At 67.7% G+C, this 23662-nt stretch carries 18 protein-coding genes and 1 pseudogene; 7 read left to right on the forward strand and 12 right to left on the reverse strand.

The features are described 5' to 3' along the window. Positions 1-4: 4 nt before the first annotated feature. The 3 genes from WS95_RS28545 to WS95_RS28555 are packed head-to-tail and all read right to left on the reverse strand — an operon-like array spanning position 5 to position 3103. Positions 5-850 (reverse strand): carbohydrate ABC transporter permease, encoded by an 846-nt coding sequence (locus tag WS95_RS28545; RefSeq protein ID WP_059827381.1) that lies wholly within the window; start codon positions 848-850, stop codon positions 5-7. A 2-nt stretch (positions 851-852) separates the two neighbouring features. Further along, entirely contained in the window at positions 853-1773 is a 921-nt protein-coding gene (locus WS95_RS28550) for a carbohydrate ABC transporter permease (RefSeq protein WP_230624955.1), read from the reverse strand. Positions 1774-1807: 34 nt separating this feature from the next. Then, positions 1808-3103, reverse strand: a complete 1296-nt coding sequence (locus WS95_RS28555) for an extracellular solute-binding protein (RefSeq protein WP_059827519.1) — start codon at positions 3101-3103, stop codon at positions 1808-1810. 314 nt (positions 3104-3417) lie between these two features. Between WS95_RS28555 and WS95_RS28560 the strand changes: the two genes are divergently transcribed. Both WS95_RS28560 and WS95_RS28565 read left to right on the forward strand, forming a co-directional pair. Continuing rightward, positions 3418-4476 carry a LacI family DNA-binding transcriptional regulator gene (locus tag WS95_RS28560; protein WP_034209088.1) on the forward strand — a complete coding sequence of 353 codons (1059 nt, stop codon included), beginning with the start codon at positions 3418-3420 and terminating at the stop codon, positions 4474-4476. 302 nt (positions 4477-4778) lie between these two features. Then, complete coding sequence (locus tag WS95_RS28565; protein ID WP_059827382.1) at positions 4779-6884, forward strand: TonB-dependent siderophore receptor; 2106 nt, start codon at positions 4779-4781, stop codon at positions 6882-6884. A 31-nt stretch (positions 6885-6915) separates the two neighbouring features. Here the strand turns inward: WS95_RS28565 and WS95_RS28570 are convergent, their stop codons facing one another. Together WS95_RS28570 and WS95_RS28575 are read right to left on the reverse strand one after the other, a co-directional pair. Continuing rightward, positions 6916-8169: an arsenic transporter gene (locus WS95_RS28570; protein ID WP_059781769.1), complete on the reverse strand. Its 1254-nt coding sequence runs from the start codon at positions 8167-8169 to the stop codon at positions 6916-6918. A gap of 37 nt (positions 8170-8206) precedes the next feature. Further along, positions 8207-8386, reverse strand: a pseudogene (locus WS95_RS28575) (MFS transporter); the annotation flags it as partial. A 239-nt stretch (positions 8387-8625) separates the two neighbouring features. Here WS95_RS28575 and WS95_RS28580 point away from each other — a divergent pair. Then, the gene (locus tag WS95_RS28580) at positions 8626-9582 is read left to right on the forward strand and encodes a mannuronate-specific alginate lyase (RefSeq protein WP_059827386.1); all 957 of its coding nucleotides are present in this window, start codon (positions 8626-8628) and stop codon (positions 9580-9582) included. On the opposite strand, the gene WS95_RS28585 is transcribed toward WS95_RS28580, so the two are convergent. The 6 genes from WS95_RS28585 to xylA all read right to left on the reverse strand — a co-directional run bounded on the left by WS95_RS28585 (position 9480) and on the right by xylA (position 16656). Next, positions 9480-9863 (reverse strand): hypothetical protein, encoded by a 384-nt coding sequence (locus WS95_RS28585; protein ID WP_059827387.1) that lies wholly within the window; start codon positions 9861-9863, stop codon positions 9480-9482. The two genes, WS95_RS28580 and WS95_RS28585, sit on opposite strands and share 103 nt — an antisense overlap. A gap of 39 nt (positions 9864-9902) precedes the next feature. Next, positions 9903-11114: a sugar ABC transporter permease gene (locus tag WS95_RS28590; protein ID WP_059781762.1), complete on the reverse strand. Its 1212-nt coding sequence runs from the start codon at positions 11112-11114 to the stop codon at positions 9903-9905. Next, the gene (xylG, locus tag WS95_RS28595) at positions 11111-12670 is read right to left on the reverse strand and encodes a D-xylose ABC transporter ATP-binding protein (RefSeq protein ID WP_059827389.1); all 1560 of its coding nucleotides are present in this window, start codon (positions 12668-12670) and stop codon (positions 11111-11113) included. Before xylG ends, WS95_RS28590 begins: the two co-directional genes overlap by 4 nt. A gap of 65 nt (positions 12671-12735) precedes the next feature. Continuing rightward, on the reverse strand, positions 12736-13764 hold the full coding sequence (gene xylF / locus WS95_RS28600; protein WP_059781758.1) for a D-xylose ABC transporter substrate-binding protein: 1029 nt from the start codon (positions 13762-13764) through the stop codon (positions 12736-12738). Between the two features lie 86 nt (positions 13765-13850). Continuing rightward, a complete protein-coding gene (gene xylB, locus WS95_RS28605) occupies positions 13851-15329 on the reverse strand; it encodes a xylulokinase (RefSeq protein WP_059827391.1) in 1479 nt (492 codons plus the stop codon). 4 nt (positions 15330-15333) lie between these two features. After that, the gene (gene xylA, locus WS95_RS28610; protein ID WP_059827521.1) at positions 15334-16656 is read right to left on the reverse strand and encodes a xylose isomerase; all 1323 of its coding nucleotides are present in this window, start codon (positions 16654-16656) and stop codon (positions 15334-15336) included. A gap of 250 nt (positions 16657-16906) precedes the next feature. Here xylA and WS95_RS28615 point away from each other — a divergent pair, with 250 nt between their 5' ends. Further along, positions 16907-18100 (forward strand): XylR family transcriptional regulator, encoded by a 1194-nt coding sequence (locus tag WS95_RS28615; protein ID WP_059827393.1) that lies wholly within the window; start codon positions 16907-16909, stop codon positions 18098-18100. Positions 18101-18127: 27 nt separating this feature from the next. Next, positions 18128-19216, forward strand: coding sequence for an aldose epimerase family protein (locus WS95_RS28620; protein WP_059827395.1), 1089 nt, complete (start codon positions 18128-18130; stop codon positions 19214-19216). Between the two features lie 154 nt (positions 19217-19370). Here the strand turns inward: WS95_RS28620 and WS95_RS28625 are convergent, their stop codons facing one another. After that, positions 19371-20609 carry an SfnB family sulfur acquisition oxidoreductase gene (locus WS95_RS28625; RefSeq protein WP_059827397.1) on the reverse strand — a complete coding sequence of 413 codons (1239 nt, stop codon included), beginning with the start codon at positions 20607-20609 and terminating at the stop codon, positions 19371-19373. A gap of 303 nt (positions 20610-20912) precedes the next feature. Here WS95_RS28625 and WS95_RS28630 point away from each other — a divergent pair, with 303 nt between their 5' ends. Further along, positions 20913-22196 carry an acyl-CoA dehydrogenase family protein gene (locus tag WS95_RS28630; protein ID WP_059827400.1) on the forward strand — a complete coding sequence of 428 codons (1284 nt, stop codon included), beginning with the start codon at positions 20913-20915 and terminating at the stop codon, positions 22194-22196. Further along, entirely contained in the window at positions 22193-23593 is a 1401-nt protein-coding gene (locus WS95_RS28635) for an LLM class flavin-dependent oxidoreductase (RefSeq protein ID WP_059827402.1), read from the forward strand. The genes WS95_RS28630 and WS95_RS28635 overlap by 4 nt, the downstream gene beginning before the upstream one ends. Positions 23594-23662: the final 69 nt, after the last annotated feature.

Genomic DNA, 23662 nt, shown 5'->3' on the forward strand with positions numbered 1-23662 from the left:
GTCGCTATCCCTTCAGCGATCCGGCCATCATTCCCTTGATGATCCGTTCCTGCCCGAACGCGTAGGCGACGATCAACGGAAGCGAGGTGAGCGTGACGACGGACAGCATCGCGGGAATGTTCGATGCGTACTGCCCCTGGAAATCCCATAGCGCGAGCGGCAGCGTACGGTGTTCCGGCGTGGAGGTCAGCACGTACGCAAAGATGAACTCGTTCCAGAGGGCGATCGCGTTGTAGATGGCCACCGTCGCCAGGCCGGGCATCGACAGCGGAAAGTAGATCCGCCAGAAAATCTTGAGCGGCCCGCATCCATCGAGACAGGCGGCCTCCTCGAGTTCGCGCGGGATCTGCTTCATGAACTCGGTGAGAATGAAAATCGAGATCGGCAGGCTGAACGCGACGTACGGGCCGACGAGCGCCAGCGACGTGTCGTACAGGCCGATGTTGCGGATCATCAGATAGATCGGCACCAGCGTCGCGTGAAGCGGCACGATCATCGATGCGACGACGAGTCCGAACAACGTCTTGTTGAAGCGGAACTGCATGCGAGCGAACGCGTAGGCGGCCATCGCGCTGAGCAGCACGACGACGATCACAGACAGGCCGACCACGAACAGACTGTTGCGCAGGTACATGAAGAACGCGCCATGCAGCACGTCCAGATAGTTCGACAGGTCGAGCCGGGACGGCAGCGCCCACACCGAAGCCGAATAGGTTTCTTCCTGCGACTTGAGACTGGTGACGACCACGAACAGGAACGGCAGCGTGGTCACCGCGAGCCAGACGAGCGCCAGCAGGAAGATCACGGGATGCCGTCGGCTGGCCGCCTGCCGGACTGAACGAGCGAACATGGTCAGACCTTCTGTGAGTAACGCTGCGTGGCGCGCAACGCGGCCGCCGCAACCAGCGCCACGATGATGAACATCGCCGAAGCGATCGTGCTGCCGTAGCCGAGCTGGAATGAACTGAACACGCGACGGTACATGTAGGTGGCCATCAGCTCGGACGAATTCTCCGGCCCGCCGCCGGTCATCACGAAAATCAGATCGAAGTAGCGCAGCGACCCCAGTACCGCGAGGAGTGCGGCGGTCCGTACCGTGCCTTGCAGATGCGGCAGCTTGATGCGCCAGAAGATGGTCGATTCCGACGCGCCGTCGAGCCGCGCGGCCTCGCCCAGTTCCGCCGGAAAGGACGACAGCCCGGCGAGAAACAGGATCATGTAGAAAGGGATGTTCTGCCAGCAGATCACCGCGATCGTCGCAGCGAGCGAGAAGCGCGGATCGCCGAGCCAGTCCTGCGCCAGCGCGTGCAGGCCGAGCGCGTGCAACCCGGCGTTCAGCGGACCGAAGTTCGGATCGTAGACGTTCTTGAACAGCACGCCGATCGCGACGCTGGACATCAGCAGCGGCAGGAAATACAGGATCTTCAGCAGCCGCGAGCCTTTGCCGGCCTTGTCGAGCAACACCGCGAGCAGCAGCGCGACGGGCAACTGGATCACCACGGAGAACACGGCGAGCAGCAAATTGTTGCCGAGCGCCTTCCAGAACACGTCGTCCTGAGCCAGATGCAGCCAGTTGGCGACACCGACGAAACGTGCATCGCTACCGAGCCCGTTCCAGTCGACCAGCGACAACCGGAAACTGTCGACCAATGGATAGAGCAGGAAAACGGCCAACAGCAGGACCGACGGCGCCAGCAACAGCGCCGCGGTCAACCGGTGCGGCGACATGCGGTGCGCTTTCGCGCGCGTCGCGATCATCGCTGTATCCACCATGACCTCCTTCACGATCGGTTCCACGCCAGCCGGCCTATCGGCCCGCCTCCGCCTTTGCCGCGTCTTCCATCTGTTGGGCCGCTGCCTCGGGCGTCACCGAAAGCCCCAGCAGCGCCTGCGAAATCTCCTTGTGCCGCTCGCCGAGACGCGGCGACAGTTCCTGGTCGTACCAGAGCTGGACGTTCGGCGCCTGCGCGACCAGTTCCTGCACGCGCTTGAGCATGGGATCCGCGATGGTCAGGTTCTTCACCGGCGGGAGTCGGGCATCGGCCAGTTTCGCGCGGACCGATTCGTCATCCGTCATCGTCCTGATCAGACGGAACGCCGCGTCGCGGTCGGAACACTGCGTCGATACGCTCAGGTAGCTGTCGCCGAGCGTTCCCACGACATCGCGAACATCGCCTTTGCCGCCAGGCATGGCCGGAAACGGAAAGAAGTCGAGCTTCTTGAAGAACGACGGATTTTCCTTCTGGATGGTCGACGCTTCCCAGCTTCCCATCAGTTCCATCGCGGCCCGGCCGGCGTACAGGAGGCGGCGGGACGCCCCGATGTCGTAGTCGAGCCCGTTGTAGCCGGGCGCGAATGCGCCGGCCTTGACGAGTTGCTGAAGATATTTGCCGGCGCCGATGAAGACGGGGTCGGCAAAACTGCCGCCCTTGTCGCGCTCGACGGCGCGACGAAAAACCTCCGGGCCGCCGAGCCGGTCGACCAGATACATGTAGTACATCGACCCCGGCCACTTGTTCTTGTTGGCCAGCGCGAACGGCGCGACCCCGTGAGACGTCAGCACCTTCACGACGTTCATCAGGTCGTCCCACGTCGCGGGCGGCGCGAGGTTGTATTGCCGGAACAGATCCTTGTTGTAAAAGATCACGGCAGCCGCCGTGTTCTCCGCCGGAACACCATAAATCCTGCCGTTATAGGTGACGGCCTTCCAGGACGCAGGCAGGAAGCGATCGCGATAGGCCGGATCCTTCTGCAGATAGGGCGTGAGGTCCACGACCTGACCTGCCTTGACGTACTCTCTCAGCGGCCCGCCACCCCACGTGTCGAACACGCAGGGCGGCTGCCCGGCGCCGAACGCCACTTTCAGCTTCGCCTTGTACGAATCGTTGAGCACGTGGGAATCCTCGACCTTGTACCCGGGGTTCTGTTTCTCGAACCGGTCGGCGGCGGCGCGTACGGTCCTGGGCCCATTGCCCTCCGTCTGGTGATCCCATTCGACGATGACTTTCGTCGACTGCGCATGACCGACGCCGGCCCAGAGCGCCGAGGCTGCCAACAGAGCCGTCGCGGCGCGCGAGAACCTTCGAACCTTGATCGAAAGCATCCACGTCTCCATCGTTGTAGGTCTCGTCAACGGATAGTTAGCGTTAACGTTATTGGATGTTAGGTTTGATTCGTCATCGTCGCTATCCGGGTATACCCATCGTCGAATTCGGCACCCCGCCGCCCCGGTCGAGCCGAACGAAAATGACGCGATCACCAGGCAGAGAGCGGCTCCGGTCGAATCCGGCGAATCGGTTCAACTCCGGATCCGCATGTGACCTGTTAGAATGAACAGTAAAAACCGGACGTTATCGCTATCATCCATTGCGGAATGCGTGTGGCCGGATGACCACCCTCCACCGCACCACCTCGCCCATGAGCAAACAGAATCCCACTCTCGCCCATGTCGCGCGTATCGCGGGCGTGTCCCAGATGACCGCGTCGCGGGCGCTCAACGACCGCCCGGGCGTTTCGCAGGAAACGCGCGAGGAAATATTGAGAGTCGCGGCGAACATCGGGTATGTCGTCAACCGCAGCGCGCAGAAGCTGTCCGGCGGACGCAACGGCATCATCGGTATCGTGACGCCCACGCTCGACAACGAATTCGTCGGCGAACTGATTATCGGCGTGGGGCGCGCGGCGCGGGTAGCGGGGTACGAGACCTTCGTGTACACGGTATTCGACGAAGACCGTCACTCGCATCAGTCCGTGCTGGGGTTGATGAAGCAGTTCACCGACGGCGTCGTCGCCATCCTGCCGCGCGATTCGATCTACTTCGACGCGCTTGCCGCCGCGAACGTCCCGGTCGTCGTCATCGACCAGCGCGGCGCGCTCGCGGGGTTTCCGTCCATCTCCGTCGACAACTATGGCGGCGCATTGCGCGCAGTCGAACATCTGGCGCAACTCGGGCATACGCGCATCGCGTTCATCGGCGGCGACGAGTCCATCGAAGGCGTGCGCGACCGGCGGCGCGGCTATCTCGATGCGATCGCCCGACTGCGTCTGGCCGACGATCCCGGCTTGATCGCGCAGGGCGATCTGTCGCAGATGAAGGCATTCGACGCGGCATCGCAATTGCTTGCGCTGCCGGAACGCCCGACCGCGATCTTCGCTGCGAACGACCTGAGCGCGTTCGGCGTCATCGCGGCGGCAAGGGAAATGGGCCTGAAAGTCCCTCACGACGTCTCCGTCATCGGCTTCGACGACATTCCGATGGCCTCGCAGGTTCATCCGCCGCTCACGACGATACGCCAACCGTTCGCGCCGATGGGACGCGCCGCGGTCAATACGTTGATGGCACAGATCGACAGCAACGAATCGGTGGCCCCTCGAATCGTGCTGCCGGCCGAACTCGTCGTTCGACAATCGACCGGCCCTGCGCACGGCGCGGTCGCGACGAAAGCATCGCCCTCGCGCAATCGGTCGGCGAACTGATCGACGGACGCGACGCCCGCCCCCCGGCCACGCGCCATTCAACGCCCTGCAACGCTGCCCGTTCGCTCGCCGTGCGGCACAACGGCAGCGTACGCCGCACCCGGCTCGTCACCCACACCGAGACGCCCCGACCGCGTTCGTGCCACGCACCGTTTCACTTCCCTCATCGGCGCTCAAAATTACGATTGCAAATGCCTCTCATTTGCATTAAATTGCCGCGCAAATGTACTGTTTGGAACACCGATGTCGGCGCGAGGCCGCCCGCCGTGCCCGAACGCGAAACACACTAAAAAGGGAGGAGTATGAGCAGGAGGAACTGGGCGGCCGCACCGATGGCCATCGTCGTCGGCACTGCCGGCATGGGCGCCGCCGACGCGCAGGAAGCGGCGCTGCCGACCATCGAGGTATCCGCGCAACGCGCGACGACGCCGTTTCGCACACGCGAATCGACGAGCGCGACGCGTAGCGAGGCGGACGTGATGGAGATTCCGTTCGCGGTCAGCAGCGTCGACACGAAGCTGATCCAGACCGTGGCCGCCACGCGCGGCGACGATCTTTACGACTGGGTCGCGGGCGTCTCGCGCCAGAACAACTTCGGCGGCCTGTGGGACAACTACGCGGTGCGCGGCTTCGCCGGCGACGGCAACACGTCCGGCACCGACTATCTGGTCAACGGCTTCTCGTGGAATCGCGGGATGAGCGTGCCGCGCGACACCGTCAACCTCGAGCGCATGGAAGTGCTCAAGGGGCCGGCGTCCGCGCTGTATGGCCGCGGCGATCCGGGCGGGATCATCAGCTACACGACGAAGCAGCCGCAGTTCGCACGCGCGAACACCATCGGCGTGTCGGCCGGCAGCTACGGCGCATTGCGCCAGACGCTCGATTCGACCGGCCCCGTCACGAAATCGCTGGCGTACCGCTTCGTCGCGATGAACGAGAACAACGGCAGCTTTCGCGACACGGTGTCGAGCAAACGCTACCTGTTCTCGCCGTCGTTCACGTGGGACATCGGCGCCGACACGACGCTCCACTACGAGTTCGAGAGTGCGCGTCAGCGCGCGCCGCTCGATCGCGGCGTGCTCGCGGTGAACGGGCAACTCGGCGCGATCCCCGCGTCGCGCTTCCTCGGCGAGCCGCGCGACGGCGACTACGACGTGCGCAACACGGGCCATCAACTCACGCTCGAACATCTCATCGGTTCCAGCTGGTCGGTCAATGCCGGCGTCGCGCAACGCACGACCGATCTGTCCGGGCGCTCGTCCGAGGCGTTCGCATTGCAACCGGACGGCCGCACGCTGTGGCGCCGCTACCGGCAAGTCGCGTTTCACTCGAACGACCTGCAAGGCCGCCTCGAAACCACCGGCTCGTTCCGCACGGGCGGCATCGGCCATACGCTCGTGATGGGCGTCGATGCGTACCGCTTCAACTACGACCAGTTCGTCACGCGCTCCACGCCGACCGCCGCCGCGCCGTATGCGATCGACATCTTCGATCCGGTCTACGGCCAGCCCGCGCCGACGCCACGCACCGCGACCAACCTGCTCGAACGCGATGACGGTCAAGGCGTCTACGCGCAGGACACGCTCGCGTTCGGGCCGCACTGGAAGGTTCTGGCCGGGCTGCGCTGGGATCGCTTCCACCAGTCGATCGACAACCGCCTGAAGAGCGTGACGACGAGCCAGTTGCAAACCGCGCTGAGCCCGCGTCTCGGCGTCGTGTATGAAATGAGCCCGGCGTTGTCGCTGTATGCGAACACCGCGTATTCGTTCCGGCCGAACAACGGTGCCGACATCAACGGCCGCGCGTTCGATCCCGAAAAGGGCCACGGCTACGAAGCCGGCGCGAAATGGGCGGGCACGCGCTGGCTCACGACCGTCTCGGCGTTCTACGTCACCAAGCGCAACGTGCTCACCGCCGATCCGGCCAATGCCGGCTTCTCGCGCGCGGCCGGCGAAGTGCGCAGCCGCGGCGTCGAATTCGAATGGAGCGGCGACCTCGGTCACGGCTTGCGCGGCATCGCCAACTTCGCGTACGTCGACGCCGAGGTCACGCGCGATACCGTGCTGGCGCCCGGCTCGCGCCTCGTCGACGTACCGCGGTTGAGCGGCAGCGCGCTGCTCATGTACGAGACGACCCTGCCGTTCGCGGACAAGGCCGGCGCCGGTGCCGGCGTGATCTACGTCGGACGCCGCGCGGGCAACACGGCCAACACGCAGGACGGCTTCGAGCTGCCGGCCTATGCGACCGTGCAACTCAACGGCTATCTTCAGGTCAACAAGCACCTGCGTGCGTCGGTCGTGCTGAACAACCTGTTCAATCGCACGACCTACGTCAGCTCGTACAACAGCCTGTGGGTCACGCCGGGCGCGCCGCGCAGCCTGTTCGCGTCGCTCGCCTACTCGTTCTGAGTCGACCGGGGCGGCTGACCGGGATCTCGCGTCAGCCGCCGACCGCGAACCGCGCGCCCAGCGCGAGCAGCAGCGCCGGCGGCATCACGCACGCCCCGACCGCGAGGAACGTACGGAAACCGACCTGCAGCCCTTCGCGCCGCATCGCCGCCAGCCACAGAATCGTCGCGAGCGAACCGGTGACCGACAGGTTCGGGCCGAGATCCACGCCGATCAGGATCGCATCGACCACCGTTCGCGGGCTGTGCGCAGCCTGGATCGTCGAGCTCGCGATCAGCCCGGCCGGCAGGTTGTTGACCCCGTTCGACACCAGCGCGACCGCGACGCCCGCCGCCGCCGCGGCGACGTGCTCGCCGCTTTGCATCAGCGCGTGCAGCAGCCCCGCCAGTACGCGCACCGCGCCGGTCCGGTCGAGCGCCTCGACGACGACGAACAACCCCGCGACGAGCGGCAGCACGCTCCACGAAATCCCGCGAACGATCGGCACGCATGCCGCACGATCCCGCATCGCCACGCACGCGACCGTGACGACACCCGCCAGCGCGGTCGGCAATCCAAGCGGACGATCCAGGACCGACACCGCCATCAGCGCGACGGCCGTTGCCGCAATGCCCGCCAGCGTGATGCGCCCGCCGCGCGTCAGCGGCTGCACCGGCAGCCCCGACTCGCAACCGCCGGAAAACGCACGTCGCTGCACGATCCGCAGCATGACGAACGTGCACGCGATCGATGCGACGGACGGCGCCGCGAAGTGCGCGAGCCATGGGCCGAGCGACGGCATGTGCGCGCCATACAGCACCAGGTTCGCCGGATTCGAAATCGGCAGCACGAAACTCGCGGCATTCGCGACGAGCGCGCAGCTGTACAGCAGCGGCATCGGGTCGGCCTTCGCCCGGCGCGCGGCGGCAAGGACCGCGGGCGTCAGCACGACGGCGGTTGCGTCGTTCGACAGGAACGCCGTGGTGACGACGCCGACCCCGTAGATCAGCGCGAACAATCGCCGCGACGAACCCTGCGCGAGATTGACGACGTGCGTCGCGACCCAGTCGAACAGCCCCTCGCGACGGGCCGCCTCGGACAGCAGCATCATGCCCGTCAGAAAGAGGTACACGTCGCCGCCCTTCGCGACGGCGTCCAGCGCCTGCGCGACGGGCAACAGGTTCAACACGACCAGCAGCAGCGCGCCGCTCACGGCCCAGATGGCCTCGGGCCAGCCGAACGGACGCGTGATGACGCCCGCGGTGGCGAGCGCGGAAATCAGCCAGGCAAGCGAAACAGGATTCATGGGCAAGTCGACGGAGGCACGAGGATCGAAACGGCTTTCAAGACGACGTCGCCGACGAGTCGGCGGGTTTGCCGCACACGCTGCTCAGCGAGCGCGCATGACCGAGCCGCAGCGCGAGCGAGCCTGTCGACACGGCGCCCGGCACGACGAACGCGGCCGGATAGCCGACGTGCTGCGCGAGCACGCCGCCCGGCAGCGGGCCGAGCGCCGCGCCGAGTGCCCCGAGCATGACGAGTCGGGTGGAGAACGACGGACGCTTCATCGGAACGGGCCGGCAGTCGAGGACGACAGAATAGCGTATCGCCTGTCATGCGCAGCCGCCACGTGCGACGCATCGCACCGACGGCCAGCCGGGCCGGATCGGCAACGGCTCACCGTGGAAAGCCGCGCGAAAGCCCCGGGCGCTAGACTGCCTTCGGTCCTGCGTCCCGCCCGAAACTTCCCCGTCGAGCCCCCATGCGCGCCCTTTCCGTTCGAACCTTGTCCGCCGTCCTGTTCGCCGTCGGCACACTCGTCGGCACGGCCGCCGCCAGCCATGCATGCGAAGTGCCGCCTCCCGTGCGGACGATCGACCCGCCCGGCTACTACGACGACCCCAGCGGCTATGCGCGCGACGTGAAGCCGATGCGCGACTTCGTCGCGAAGCTGAACGCGGCGGCGGATCGCGGCGACTGGTCGTGCGCGTTGACGCTACTCGACGGTTGGGCGCAATCGGATGCGTTGATGGGCCCGATCTCCGGCTATCAGGGCGACTACGAGCGTTCGTGGGCCGGCACCGATTTCGCGATGGTGATCCTGCGCATGCCGTATGGGTTGCGCGAAGCGAATCGCGCGGCATTCAACGCGATCGACCCGTGGCTCGAACGCATCGCGATCGCGACCCGCAATGCCGAGGCGATCAACCATCTGCACAACAATCTCGTGTATTGGGCCGGGCTCGACCTGATCGCGATCGGCACCGTGACCGACAATGCAAGCCTGATCGATTCGGGCTTGCTGCGGGTGCGCGAAGGCATTCGCGACATCCGCCCGGACGGTTCGCTCGAGCGCGAGGTCAAGCGCGGCGACCGCGCGCTTCACTATCACACGTTCGCGCTGCTGCCGCTCGTGTTCGCGGCCGAACTCGTCCAGCGGCGCAACATCGATCTCTACCGCGAAAACGACGGCGCGATCGGCCGCCTCGCAAACCTCGTGATCGACGCGGTGGAAGATCCCGCGAGTTTCAGGAAGATCACGCCGATCAAGCAGGACCTGTTCCCGTGGACGTTCCGCGACGAACTGAGCTGGGTCGAGCCGTACTACGCACGCTTTCACGACCGACGCCTGCCGGCGATCATCGCGCCGCGCCGCCCGTTGAGCGAATGGCGGCTCGGCGGCGACGTGACGGCGGCATGGGGCGCGCCGCTGCCATGATGCGCGGCGCGGCGGGTCGCGGCGCGGCAACCCGGGTCGGCGGCGCGCATCGCGAACGCGAGCGCTTCGGCGAGCGCTTCTGCAAGCGCTTCTGCAAGCGCTTCGGTAAGCGCTTCGCCGAGCGCCTCGCAACGCTCGCGCAGCAGCGCGCGCAGTGCCCCCGCGATCACCTGCCGGTCGCGCCGATCATCCAGGCCAATCACGGACCCGGCCTCCGGCACCGCGAACGGCCCGGGCGCCGGCACGGAAACGTCCGACAAGCGCTTCGCGTTTCGCTCCATGGTCGTCCTCTTGGTCGACGCGCGCCCGACACGGCTTCGTCACCGCCGGTTCGACCGCGACACCACGTCGATCCACACCGCCAGCACGAGCACCGCGCCCTTGACGATCATCTGCCAGTATGCATCGACGTCCAGCATCGACATCCCGTTGTCGAGGCTCGCCATCACGAGCGCGCCGATCAGCGCGCCGTAGACCGTGCCCGACCCGCCGCGCATCGACGTGCCGCCGATGAAGCACGCGGCGATCGCGTCGAGTTCGCCCATCGAGCCGGCGGACGGCGACCCGGCCGCGAGCCGCGCCGTGTTGACGAGGCCGGCAAACGCGCACATCAGCCCCATCAGCGCGAAGATCGCGAGCTTCACGCGATCGGTGTCGACGCCCGACAGCCGCGTCGCCTCCAGGTTCGAGCCCACCGCATAGATCCGCCGGCCGAACACGGTCTGCGTCGCGATCCACGAGAACACGCCGAGCAGCACGAGCAGCAGCAGCACGGGCACCGGAATACCGCCGTAACGATCGAGCGTCGCGACGAACGCGAACAGCACCGCGCCGGCGCCGACGATCTTCGCGACGTCCTGCCACAACGGGGCGACCGCGAGCCGGTAGCGCCGCCGCGTGCCGCGCTGCCGCACCACCAGCAGCGTCGCGACCGCGAACAGCAGGACCGCGAGGCCGTCCCCGGCCAGACGCGGCAGATAGCCCTGCCCGATGAACACGAAGCCGTCCGACACGGGCGCGATCGTCGAGCCGCCCGTCACGCCGAGCAGGATGCCGCGAAACGCGAGCATCCCGCCGAGCCCGACGATGAACGACGGCACGCGCCGATAGGTCGACCACCAGCCGTTGAAGAGCCCGATCAGCACGCCGAGCGCGAGCACGGCCGGAACCGTCGCCGCGACCGGCCAGTGGCGGTTGACGTCGAGGATCGCGGCGACGCCGCCGAGCAGCCCGAGCAGCGAGCCGACCGACAGGTCGATCTCGCCCGCGATGATGACGAACACCATGCCGCACGCGAGCATGCCGGTGATCGACATCTGCCGCAGCAGGTTCGACACGTTGCGCGGCGTGACGAACGCGCCGTCCGTCAGCACCGAGAAGAACGCCCAGATCGCGACGACCGCGAACAGTAGCGCGAGCACCTTGTAGCGCGTGAAGACGTGGCGCAACGGCAGCCGCGGCGCGCGGCCGTCCGGACGCCGCGCGTCCGCATCCGGCGTCGCCGGGGTCGAGGAAGAAAGTTCGGAATTCATGTCGCACTCGCTGCGGTGGGTTCGGCGGGCAGCCGCGCGGGCTTCAGCGCGGCGCCGAGAATCTGTTCCTGCGTGAGGCCCTGGTTGACGAAATCGCCGCGCAGCTCGCCTTCGCCGATCACCAGCACGCGATCGGCCAGGCCGAGCACCTCCGGCAGTTCCGACGACACGACGATCAGCGCGACACCGCGCTTGGCCAGCGCGAAGATCAGCCGGTAGATCTCGGCCTTCGCGCCCACGTCGACACCGCGCGTCGGCTCGTCGAGGATCAGCACCTGCGGCTCGGTCAGCAGCATCTTCGCGAGCACCGCCTTCTGCTGATTGCCGCCCGACAGGCTCGCAATCGACAGGAACGGATGCGCGGCGCGCACCGACAGCCGCTGCATCTCGGTGCGGATCGCGTCGAGCTCGGCGGCCGCGTCGATCCGCCCGCGCGCCGCGAAGCGCTGCAGCACCGCCAGCGTGATGTTGTGCCCCACGCCGAGCTGCGGCACGATGCCGTGGCGCTTGCGGTCCTCCGGCACCATCGCGATGCCGGCGCGGATCGCGTCGGCCGGCGAGCGGATCGACAGCGGCCGGCCGTTCATCGTCACGCTCGCCGTGCACGCGCCCGGATACGCGCCGAAGATCGCCTGCATCAACTCGGTGCGGCCCGCGCCGACCAGCCCGGCCACGCCGACGATCTCGCCGCGCCGCACGCTGAACGACACGTCGTCGACGCGCTTGCGGCGCGCGTTCGTCACGTCGCGGCACGTCACGTGGCGCACGTCGAGCACGACGTCGCCGATCTCGTGCGGCTCGCGCGGATACAGGTCGCGGATCTCGCGGCCGACCATCATCGCGATGATCCGGTCGGTCGTCAGCGCATTCATCGGCTCGGTCGCGACATGGCGGCCGTCGCGGATCACGGTGACCGTATCGCATACGGCCGCCACCTCGTCGAGCTTGTGCGAGATGTAGACGCACGCGACGCCACGGCGCTTCAGGTCGCGCACGATGTCGAGCAGGATGCGCGTCTCCGACGCGCTCAGCGACGACGACGGTTCGTCGAGGATGAGCAGCTTCGCGTGCTTGTTCAGCGCCTTCGCGATCTCGATCAACTGCTGGTGGCCGCCGCCGTAGTTCATCACCGGCTGCGCGACGTTGATCGTGTCGATCCGCAATTCGTGCAGCAGCTCCTCGGCGCGCCGCACCATCGCCGCGAAGTTCATGCGCCCGCCCGGCAGCGTGATCTCGTTGCCGAGGAAGATGTTCTCGGCCACCGACAGCTCGGGCACGAGCATCAGCTCCTGATGGATGATCGCGATGCCCGCGCGCTCGGTGTCGCGCACGCCGGACGCCACGAGCGGCGCGCCTTCCCAGCGGATCTCGCCGTCCCACGTGCCGTGCGGGTACACGCCCGACAGCACCTTCATCAGCGTCGACTTGCCCGCGCCGTTCTCGCCGCACAGCCCGACGCATTCGCCGGGCCGCACGGTCAGGTCGATGCCGTCGAGCGCCTTCACGCCGTCGAAGGCCTTGACGATGCCGCGCATCGTCAGCAAGGGTTCCGTCATTCGTTCATGCCTCGCAGTAAGCGCGGCCGCCGTCGCGGCGACCGCGCGTCGCGCCCGTCGTACGCTTACTGGCTCGCCAGCTGGGCCTGGGTATAGAAGCCGTCCTTCACGACGACGTCGACGTTGCGCTTGGTCAACAGCGTCGGCTGCAACAGCACCGTATCGACCTTCTTCTTGCCGTTGTCGTATTGCGCGTTGAACGCGGGCTTCGTGCCCTTCGCGAGATCGACCGCGAGCTTCGCGGCTTCGCTCGCGATCAGCTTCAGCGGCTTGTAGACGGTCATCGTCTGCGTGCCGGCGATCACGCGCTTGACCGCGGCCAGATCGGCATCCTGCCCGGACACCGGCACCTTCCCGGCCAGATGCTGCGCGGCGAGCGCCTGGATCGCGCCGCCGGCCGTGCCGTCGTTCGACGCGACGATCGCGTCGATCTTGTTGTTGTTCGCGGTCAGTGCGTCCTCCACGATCCGCAGCGCGGTCGACGCGCTCCATTCGGGCACCCACTGCTGGCCGACAACCTTGATGTCGCCGCGGTCGATCGCGGGCTTGAGTACCTTCAGTTGCCCTTCGCGCAGCATCTTCGCGTTGTTGTCGGTCGGCGCGCCGCCCAGCAGGAAATAATTGCCCTTCGGCTTCGCGGCGAACACGCCCTGCGCCTGCAGCTCGCCGACCTTCTCGTTGTCGAACGAGATATAGGCGTCGACGTCCGCGTCGAGGATCAGGCGATCGTACGACACGACCTTGATGCCGGCCTTGCGCGCTTCGGCGACGACGTTGCCGAGCGTCTTCGAGTTGAACGGCACGATCACGATCACGTCGACGCCGCGCGAGATCAGGTTCTCGATCTGCGAAATCTGCCGCTCCTCGCTCGCATCGGCCGACTGCACCGACACCTTCGCGCCGAGCTTCGTCGCGGCCGCGACGAAATAGTCGCGATCGCGCGACCAGCGCTCGACGCGCAGGTCGTCGATACAGAAGCCGATCTCGGGCTTGTCCTTGCTCGCGTGGGCGAGCGGCGTGCCCAGCGCGAGGATCGCCAGCGCGGCGGCGCCGGCAAGCGAACTCAATACGGTACGACGCGTCACGGATTTCATGTCTCCACTCCTTGTTATGGAACCACCTCACGAACCGCGGGCGGCCGCCGGATTGCACCGCCCGCATCGAATCACGGCGACGTGCGTCACGCGTCCGTCGCAAACACCGGTTCGAGCGCACGATACAGCGCGCGAAACGTCGGCCGCCGCATGTCGCGATACCACGCGTGCCGCGCGGAGTCGGGCTCGCGCACCGCGACGACCGGCGGTTGTGGACACACGTCGGCGAGCGCCGCATCGGGTTCGAGCGCGAGATGCGCGAGACGCGCGGCGCCGAGCGCCGGCCCCACTTCGCCGCCCGCGCGCAGCGTCAGCGCACGGCCGCTCAGGTCCGCGAGCATCTGCGTCCAGTACGCGCTGCGCGAGCCGCCGCCGATCACGGTGATGTTGTCGGGCGCGAGCCCGGCCGCATGCAGCGCGTCGATGCCGTCGAGCAGCGCGAAGCCGACGCCTTCGAGCGTCGCGTTCGCGAGATCCGCGCGCCGCGTGTCCGGCGTGAGCCCGTAGAACACGCCCTTCGCGTTCACGTCGTTGTGCGGCGTGCGCTCGCCGCTCAGGTACGGCAGGAACCACGGGCGGCTCGCGCGTGCGTTCGTTTCCGCATCGTCGAGCAGCGCCGCGACGCCGTCGTAACCGGCCAGTTGCGCGGTGAAGTCGACGCAGCCGGCCGCGTTCAGCATCACGGACATCAGGTGCCACGTATCCGGCAGCGCATGACAAAAGCTGTGCACCGCCGATTCGGGATTCGCGCGGAACCCGTCCGACACCGCGAAATACACGCCCGACGTGCCGAGCGACAGCAGCGCGTCGCCGGGCCGCACGATCCCGACGCCCACCGCGCCGGCCGCGTTGTCGCCGCCGCCGGCCACCACCGGGATCTCGCGCAGGCCGAGCGCCCGCGCGACGGCCGGCAGCAGCGTGCCGGTGATGCGATTGCCCTCGAAGACGGCCGGCATCTGCGCGCGCGACAGCCCGCAGGCCGCGAGCAACGTGTCGTCGTAGTCGCGCTTCGCGACGTCGAGCCACAGCGTGCCGGCGGCGTCCGACGGATCGGTCGCGAACGCGCCGGTCAGCCGGTAGCGCAGATAATCCTTCGGCAGCAGCACGTAGGCGATGCGCGCGAACACGTCGGGCTCGTGACGGCGCACCCACAGCAGCTTGGGCGCCGTGAACCCCGGCATCGCGATATTGCCCGCCACCGTGCGCAGCGCGGGCGCGAGCCGTTCGAGTTCCTCGCACTCGGCATCCGCGCGGCCGTCGTTCCACAAAATCGCAGGGCGCAGCACGTCGCCGTGGGCATCGAGCAGCGTCGCGCCGTGCATCTGTCCGGTCAGGCCGAGCGCATCGATGTCGTGCGGGTCGATGCCGGCCGTGCGCGCGTCCGACACGAGTGCGGCGAGCGCGCCGCATGCGGCGTCCCACCAGTCGCGCGGCGCCTGCTCGGACCAGCGCGGCTGCGGCCGGCTCACCGCGAGCGGGCGGCCCGCGCTTGCGCGCACCGCGCCGTCGCGGTCGAGCAGCACCGCCTTCACGCCCGACGTGCCGAGATCGAGTCCGATGTACATGGCGTCAGCGCAGCCCGTAGATCGCCTGGTTCACGATGTTCTCGAGCCGCTCCTGCGCGCCGCTTGCATGCCGCGGGTTGACGCCCCGCGCGAGCGCGTCGGCCGCCAGCGACTCCAGCGTATAGCCGCCCGACAGGATCTTGCGGCCGAACTCGCTGTCCCACTGCGCGTAGCGCTGCCGGCGCAGTGCGTCGAGCCGGTCGTTCTCGACCAGCACCGCCGCGCGTTCGAGCGCGAGCGCGAGCACGTCGATCGCACCGACGTGACCGTAAAACAGGTCTTCCGGATCGATGCTCTGGCGCCGCACCTTCGCGTCGAAGTTCATCCCGCCGGTCGTGAAGCCGCCGTGGCGCAGGATCTCGTAGAACGCGAGCGTCAGTTCCTCGACGCTGTTCGGGAACTGGTCGGTGTCCCAGCCGTTCTGCGGATCGCCGCGGTTCGCGTCGACGCTGCCGAACACGCCGAGCGCGAATGCGTTCGCGATCTCGTGATGGAACGAATGGCCCGCGAGCGTCGCGTGATTGGCTTCGATGTTCACGCGGATCTCGTTCTGCAGTCCGTACTGCACGAGGAAGCCGTGCACCGTCGCCACGTCGTAGTCGTACTGATGCTTGGTCGGCTCCTGCGGCTTCGGCTCGATCAGCAGCGCACCCTTGAAGCCGATCCGGTGCTTGTGCTCGACGACCATCGACAGGAAGCGGGCGAACTGGTCGCGCTCGCGCTTCAGGTCGGTATTGAGCAGCGTCTCGTAGCCTTCCCGGCCGCCCCACAGCACGTAGTTCTCGCCGCCGAGCCGATGGGTCGCGTCGAGCGCATGGCGCACCTGGGTCGCGGCCCACGCGAACACGTCGGGGTTCGGGTTCGTCGCGGCGCCGGCCGCGAAGCGCGGGTGCGAAAACAGGTTCGCGGTCCCCCATAACAGCCGCACGCCGGTTGCCTGCTGACGCTCGGCGAGATAGTCGACCATCCGCGCGAAATTGGCCGCGTATTCGCGCAGGCTGTCGCCTTCCGGCGCGACGTCGGTGTCATGAAACGTATAGAACGGCGTGCCGAGCTTCGTGAAGAACTCGAATGCGGCGTCGGCCTTCATCCGCGCGCGTTCGAGCGCGTCGCCGGGCTGCTGCCACGGCCGCTGAAACGCGCCCTGCCCGAAGATGTCGTGGCCCGGCCACACGAACGTGTGCCAGTAGCAGACCGCGATCCGCAGATGCTCGGCGAGCGTCTTGCCGAGCACGCGCCGCTCGGGGTCGTAATGGTGATAGGCGAGCGGGTTGTCCGACTGCGGACCTTCGTAGCGAATCGCGGGAATGTGTTCGAAATACGACATGGCGTCTCCGTGCAGGTTCTTGTTGCAGCGCAACGCACGTCGGGACGACGTACGCAGCCGAATTCGTTGGCTGGATCGTGCCCGCGCGCCTGCCGGCCGGCAATTGCGAAATTGCGCAGCGCGCTTGATGTTTCTTGCCAGCCGCGTTCGCGCGGCGCAGGTTCCGTCCTACAATCGCCGTACACCGCGCGCCGCCTCCATGAGCGCGCCCCGGAGACAACGGCGCCCGACGCGCTCACCCGACACCGAGATGACACGCGCCCCATCCGCCCAGACACCGCACCGCATCGCGCTGCTGTTCAACGCGAACAAGGTCTACGACCGCGAGATCATCAGCGGCATCGGCCAATATCTGCACACGACGCGCGTCGTGTGGGATCTGTTCCTCGAAGACGATTTCCGCTGCCGGCTCACCGGGATCGAGCGTTTCGACGGCGACGGCATCATCGCGGACTTCGACGACCCCGCCGTCGCCGACGCGCTCGCCGGTTCGCCGCTGCCGATCGTCGCGATCGGATCGTCGTACGAGGATCCGGCGCAATACCCGGACGGCGTCCCATATATTGCGACGGACAACCCGAAGCTCGTGTCGCTCGCCTATACGCACCTGATCGGGGCGGGACTCGCGCATTTCGCGATGTACAGCCTGCCGGTCGCGCAGGAGAACCGCTGGGCGCAGCAGCGCGAACTGGCGTTCGACCGGCTCGCGCGCGCGGACGGGCTCGACGCGCCGATCTACCGCGGGCTGTCGACGAGTGCGTCGGGCTGGAATCACGCGATCGAACAACTGATCGACTGGCTGCATGCGCTGCCGAAGCCGGTCGGCGTGATCGCGGTGACCGATGCGCGCGCGCGGCACCTGCTGCAGGCGTGCCTGATCGCCGGCATCGCGGTGCCGGAACAGGTCGCGATCATCGGTATCGACAACGATCCGCTCACGCGCACGCTCACGCGCATTCCGTTGTCGTCGGTGATCCAGGGCACCGAGGAAATGGGCCGCACCGCCGCGCACCTGCTGCACCGGATGCTGCGCGGCGCGCGCTTTCCCGGGCAGCGGATTCTCGTGCCGCCGGTCGGCATCAACGTGCTCGAATCGACGCGCCACCAGCCGCTCGCGAGCCCGCACGTGATGCGTGCGCGGCATTTCATCCGCCAGTACGCGTGCCAGGGGATCAAGACCGAACAGGTCGCCGACTATGTCGGCGTATCGCGCTCGCTGCTCGAGGAGCACTTCCGGCGCGAACTGCAGCGCACCGTGCACCAGGAGATCCTGCGCCACAAGCTCGAAGCCGCGCAGGCGCTGCTCGCCGGCCGGCAGGCGTCGAGCGCCGAAGTCGCGATCCGTTGCGGGTTCACGTCGCTTCAGTACATGTACGCGGTGTTCAGGCGCGAACTCGGCTGCACGCCGCGCGAATATCAGGAACGCGCGGCCGCCACGAACTGACGCCCGCCGCCCATCCGACATCCACTCATGCACATCGATACCGATTCCTCATACCTGACGCCCGGCGTGGCACGCGTGCATGCCGAGCCGTGGGGCGCGTTGCCCGACGGCGAGCCCGTGCGGCGCTATACGCTGCGCAACGCGCACGGGATGCGCGTCGTCGTCAGCGACCTCGGCGCGACCGTCGTGTCGTGGCTCGCGCCCGACCGCACGGGGCGCTTTGCCGATATCGTGCTCGCGCACGACACGCCGGCCGAGTACCTCGAATCCGGGGTCTATCTCGGCGCGACGATCGGCCGATGGGCGAACCGGATCGCCGGCGCGCGCTTCACGCTCGACGGCGTCGACTACCTGCTCGACCGCAACGAGAACGGCAACCTGCTGCACGGCGGCGCGAACGGTTTTCATCGCGCGCGGTGGGACGTGCTCGACGATAACGGCGGGCTGACGCTGCGGCTCGATTCGCCGGAAGGCGACGCGGGATTCCCCGGCAACGTGAGCGTGCAGGTTCGCTACACGCTCGACGACGACGGCACGCTGACGATCGACTATACGGGCTGGACCGATGCGCCGACGCCGCTGAACCTGACGAATCACAGCTACTTCAACTTGAACGGGCGCGCAGGCAGCGACGTGCGCGGCCATCTGCTGCATATCGACGCCGACGCGTTCCTCGAAGTGGACGATGCGCTGATTCCGATCGGGACGGCCGACGTGACGGGCACGGCGTTCGATTTTCGGCAAAGCGCGCCGCTCGGCGCGCGCCTCGACTGGCCGCATGCGCAACTGGCGCGCGCACGCGGCTTCGATCACTGCTTCGTCGTGGGCAACGGCGCGCGCGAGGTCCGGCCGGTCGCACGCGTCTACGATCCGGAGAGCGGCCGCGAGTTGACCGTGTCGACCGATCAGCGCGGCCTGCAGCTCTATACGGGCAACTATCTCGACGACGTGCGCGTGAGCGGCGGCACGCGGTGCGCCCGACACGCGGCACTGTGCGTCGAAGCGGGCGGCTTTCCGGATCAGGTCAACATGGACGGCTTGCGCGACGAAGCGATCGTGCGTCCGGGCGACGTCTATCGGCAAACCACCCGGTATCGGGTGGTGGTTCAGGCATAGGTCGCGCACGGGACGCGCGAGCCGCGTCGTCGCGCGTCAGGCGGCGTCGACGTCGCGCCGGGCGACTGCCGCGCCGGCGACGGCGATCGGCGCGATCGGCACGCCGGGTTTCATGCTCGCCGGCAGCGCGCTGCCGGCGTCCGACCGCCGACGCTCAATTCCACGCATGCCGCGCCGGGCGCGCGCCGTTCAGGTAGTAGTTGCCGACGAGGTGATATTTCCAGCGCACCGGATCGTGCAGCGTATGCGTGCGCGCGTTGCGCCAATGCCGGTCGAGGTTGTGCTCGGCGAGCGTCGACTGCGTACCGGCCAGCTCGAACAGCTTCTCGCCCGCGAGCAGCGCGACCTCGGTCGTCAACACCTTCGCTTCGCCGACCGCGACGGACGCCCGCGCGACATCGTCTTCGGTCACGTCGCCCTTTGCCGCGATCTCGTCGAGCGTGCGCGCCGCGCGCTCGAGCAACGCGTCGGCCGCATGCAATTGGATATGCAGGCCGCCGATTTCGCGAATCGTCAGCGGGTCGTCCGCTGCCCGTTCGACGCCGCTGTCGACCCACGGCCGCGTGCGGGTCCGCACGAACGCGAGCGTATCGTCGATGGCCGCCTTCGCGATGCCCGCGTCGATCGCCGCCTGGATGATCTGCGACAGCGGACCGTTGAGCGTCGGCACGTCCGACACGCGCTGCGCGGGCAGCACGTGCGATGCCGGGATGCGCACCGCGTCGAGCACGACCGTGCCGCTCGCGGTCGTGCGCTGCCCGAATCCCGACCAGTCGTCGATCACGGTCAACCCCGGCGTCGGTTGCGGCACGTACGCGAGCCATGCCTGGCGCGCGTCGTCGAGCCCGAGCACCGGCACGTAATGCGCGAACAGCGCACCGGTCGAATAGAACTTCGTACCGTCGACGACGTAGTCGTCGCCGTCGCGGCGCACGCGCGTCTTCAGGTCGAGCACGTGCTTCGTGCCCTTCTCCGAAAACCCGTTGCCGAACCGCTTGCCGCTCAGCACTTCGGCGAAGAAATGACGCTTCTGCGCGTCGGTGCCGACGAGCGCGATCACGTCGACCAGCCCGAAATGGTTCTGCGGAAGCTGCCCGAGCGACGCATCGGCCGCGGCGACGATCTTGATCACCTCGGTGAGCGTCACATGCGATACGCCTGCGCCGCCGTATGCCTTCGGCACCGTGATCGCCCACAGCCCCGACTGCGAAAACCATTCGATTTCCTCGCGCGGCAGGCGGCGCTCGCGATCGCGCTCGGCGGCCCCTTGCGCGAGGCGTTGCGCAAGCGCCCGCGCGACCGCAAGCGCTTGCGCATCGTCGGCGATCACGTTCGCCGCCTGCGCCGGCGCGTCGGCCGGCCGCTCCTGAATCGTCGCGCTCGTGTCTGACATCGGTCTCTCCTGTCGAATGGCGAAGGCATTCAATCTAGCAGCGCCGTGCGTGCCGGAAAACCGAGCGATTCTCGAAACGATATTCCTCGGGAGAACAAACGACGTCGAGCCCGACGCAGGCGAACCGATGTTTCGGCGTCGCAACGGACGCGAGAACGTCGATGCGCCATCACCCGGTCGCGGTCGCCGCCCCGGTAATACGCAGCGACGATAACGATCCGAGAATCCGTTATTGGAACGCTCGCGTCGCGCTTCCTATACTGGGCTCCCGGCGCACACGGCCCGTTTTTCGAGGAATACCGCATGACTTCGTCGCACGCAGCCTCCGACCTTTCCACCGGTACCGACTACGATGCGCTCGCGAGCCGGTTCCGGCCGATCTTCGCGCGCATCGCCGCCGGCACCGCCGAGCGCGAACGCCGCCGCGAACTGCCGCACGAGGCGATCGGCTGGCTGAAGTCGGCCGGCTTCGGCGCGATACGGCTGCCGGCGAGCGCCGGCGGCGCCGGCGCGTCGCTGCCGCAGTTGTTCCGGCTGCTGACCGAGCTGGCCGCCGCCGATTCCAATTTGCCGCAGGCATTGCGCGGACACTTCGCGTTCGTCGAGGACTGGCTGAACGCGCCGGACGGCCCGCAACGCACGACCTGGCTCGACCGCTTCGCGAGCGGCCAGCTCGTCGGCAACGCGTGGTCGGAAGCCGGCGACGTCCCGCTCGGCCAGACCGTCACGAAGGTGTCGGAGCGACACGGCCGGCTCGTGCTGAACGGCCGCAAGTTCTACAGCACCGGCAGCCTGTTCGCCGACTGGATCGACGTGTTCGCGCAGCGCACGCACGACGGCAGCGACGTGATCGTCGCCGTGTCGACCGCGCAGCCGGGCGTGATCCGCGAGGACGACTGGGACGGCTTCGGCCAGACCACCACCGGCAGCGGCACGACGCGTTTCGAGGATGCGGCGGTCGACGCGGAGAACGTGATCGATTTCGCACGCCGCTTCAAGTACCAGACCGCGTTCTACCAGCTGTTTCACGTCGCGACGCTCGCCGGCATCGGCCGCGCGATCGTGCGCGACGCGGGCGAGCTCGTGCGCAACCGCACGCGCGTGTACAGCCACGGCAATGCGCAGCGCGCAGGCGACGATGCCCAGCTGCAGCAGGTGATCGGCGAGATCGCGTCATGGGCGTACGCGGCCGACGCGCTCGCGCTGCGTGCCGCGCAACCGCTTCAGCAGGCGTACGAAGCGCGCTTCGGCGGCGACGAAGCGGCCGAGCAGGCCGCGAACGTCGCGGCCGAAATCGAATCCGCGCAGAGCCAGCTCGTCGTGTCCGAACTCGTGCTGCGCGCGGCGACGCGCCTGTTCGACGCGCTCGGCGCATCCGCGACCCGCAGCACGACCGCGCTCGATCGCCACTGGCGCAACGCGCGCACGGTGTCGTCGCACAATCCGCTCGTCTACAAGGCGCGCATCGTCGGCGACTGGATCATCAACGGCCGCACGCCGCCGTTCGTCTGGCGCGTGGGCAGCGGTGCGGACGCCCATGCGGACGCCGGCGCGCGAGCGGAAGCGGAAACGGGAGCGGCGCAATGAGCAAGACGATCCGCTTCAACGCGTTCGAGATGAACTGCGTGGGCCACCAGTCGCCCGGCCTGTGGGCGCATCCGCGCGACCGCTCGTGGCAATACAAGGATCTCGACTACTGGACCGACCTGGCCCGCGTGCTCGAGCGCGGGATCTTCGACGCGATCTTCATCGCGGACGTGATCGGCTACTACGACGTGTACAAGGGCAGCAACTATCACGCGCTGCACCAGGCCGCGCAGATCCCCGTCAACGATCCGCTGCAACTGGCCGCGCCGATCGCGATGGCGACCGAGCATCTCGGCATCGGCATCACCGCATCGACGACGTTCGAGCACCCGTACACGTTCGCGCGCCGGCTGTCGACCGCCGACCATCACACGAAGGGCCGGCTCGCATGGAACATCGTCACGTCGTACCTGGAGAGCGGCGCGAAGAACGTCGGCGATCGCGGGCTGCGCACGCACGACGACCGCTATGCGGTCGCAGCCGAATACGTCGAGGTGCTGTACAAGCTGTTCGAAGGCAGCTGGGAGGACGGCGCGGTGGTGCGCGACCGCGCCGGCCGCGTGTTCACGCATCCCGAGAAAGTGCACGAGATCGGCCACAAGGGCCGCTTCTTCGACGTGCCCGGCTATCACCTGTGCGAGCCGTCGCCGCAGCGCACGCCGGTGCTGTTCCAGGCCGGCGCGTCGGGCCCCGGCAAGGCGTTCGCCGCGCAGCACGCCGAATGCGTGTTCGTCGCCGCGCCCACCCGCGATCAGCTCGCGCGCTACGTGGCCGACGTGCGCGCGCAGGCCGCCGCCGCCGGACGCGACCCGGCGAAGGTGCTGATCTACAACCTCGTCACGGTGATCGTCGACGAGACCGACGCGCAGGCGCAGGCCAAGTTCGACGAGTATCGGCGCTACGTGTCGTACGACGGCTCGTTGGTGTTCATGTCGGGCTGGACCGGCATCGACTTCGGCCAGTACGCGCCGACCGATCCCGTCAGGCGCGTCGAAACGAATGCGATCGTGTCGGCGGTCGAGCACCTGTCGGGCGGCGACACCGCGTGGACGATCGAGGCGTTGGCCGCCTGGGGCGGCATCGGCGGGATGGGCCCGGTGTTCGTCGGGTCGGCGGCGACCGTCGCGGACATCCTGCAGGAATGGGTGGCCGCGACCGACGTCGACGGCTTCAATCTCGCGTATGCGGTCGCGCATGAAACCTTCGAGGATGTCGTACGCCACCTCGTGCCCGAACTTCAGCGCCGCGGCGTGTATCCGACCGCGTATGCGCCGGGCACGTTGCGCGAAAAACTCTTCGGCGGCTCGGCGCGACTGCCCGACGCGCATCCGGCCGCGCGGTATCGCGATATCGAACAGGTCAAGCGCGAGGCCGAGCGGGAAACGGTCGACGCGTAACGGCAGTATGTCGAAGCCGGTCCGTCCGCCTCACGCGGCGACCGGCTTCAGCGCAAACGGCTTCGTGCA

This window comes from Burkholderia sp. MSMB1826, assembly GCF_001526325.1.
Taxonomy (GTDB): Bacteria; Pseudomonadota; Gammaproteobacteria; order Burkholderiales; family Burkholderiaceae; genus Burkholderia.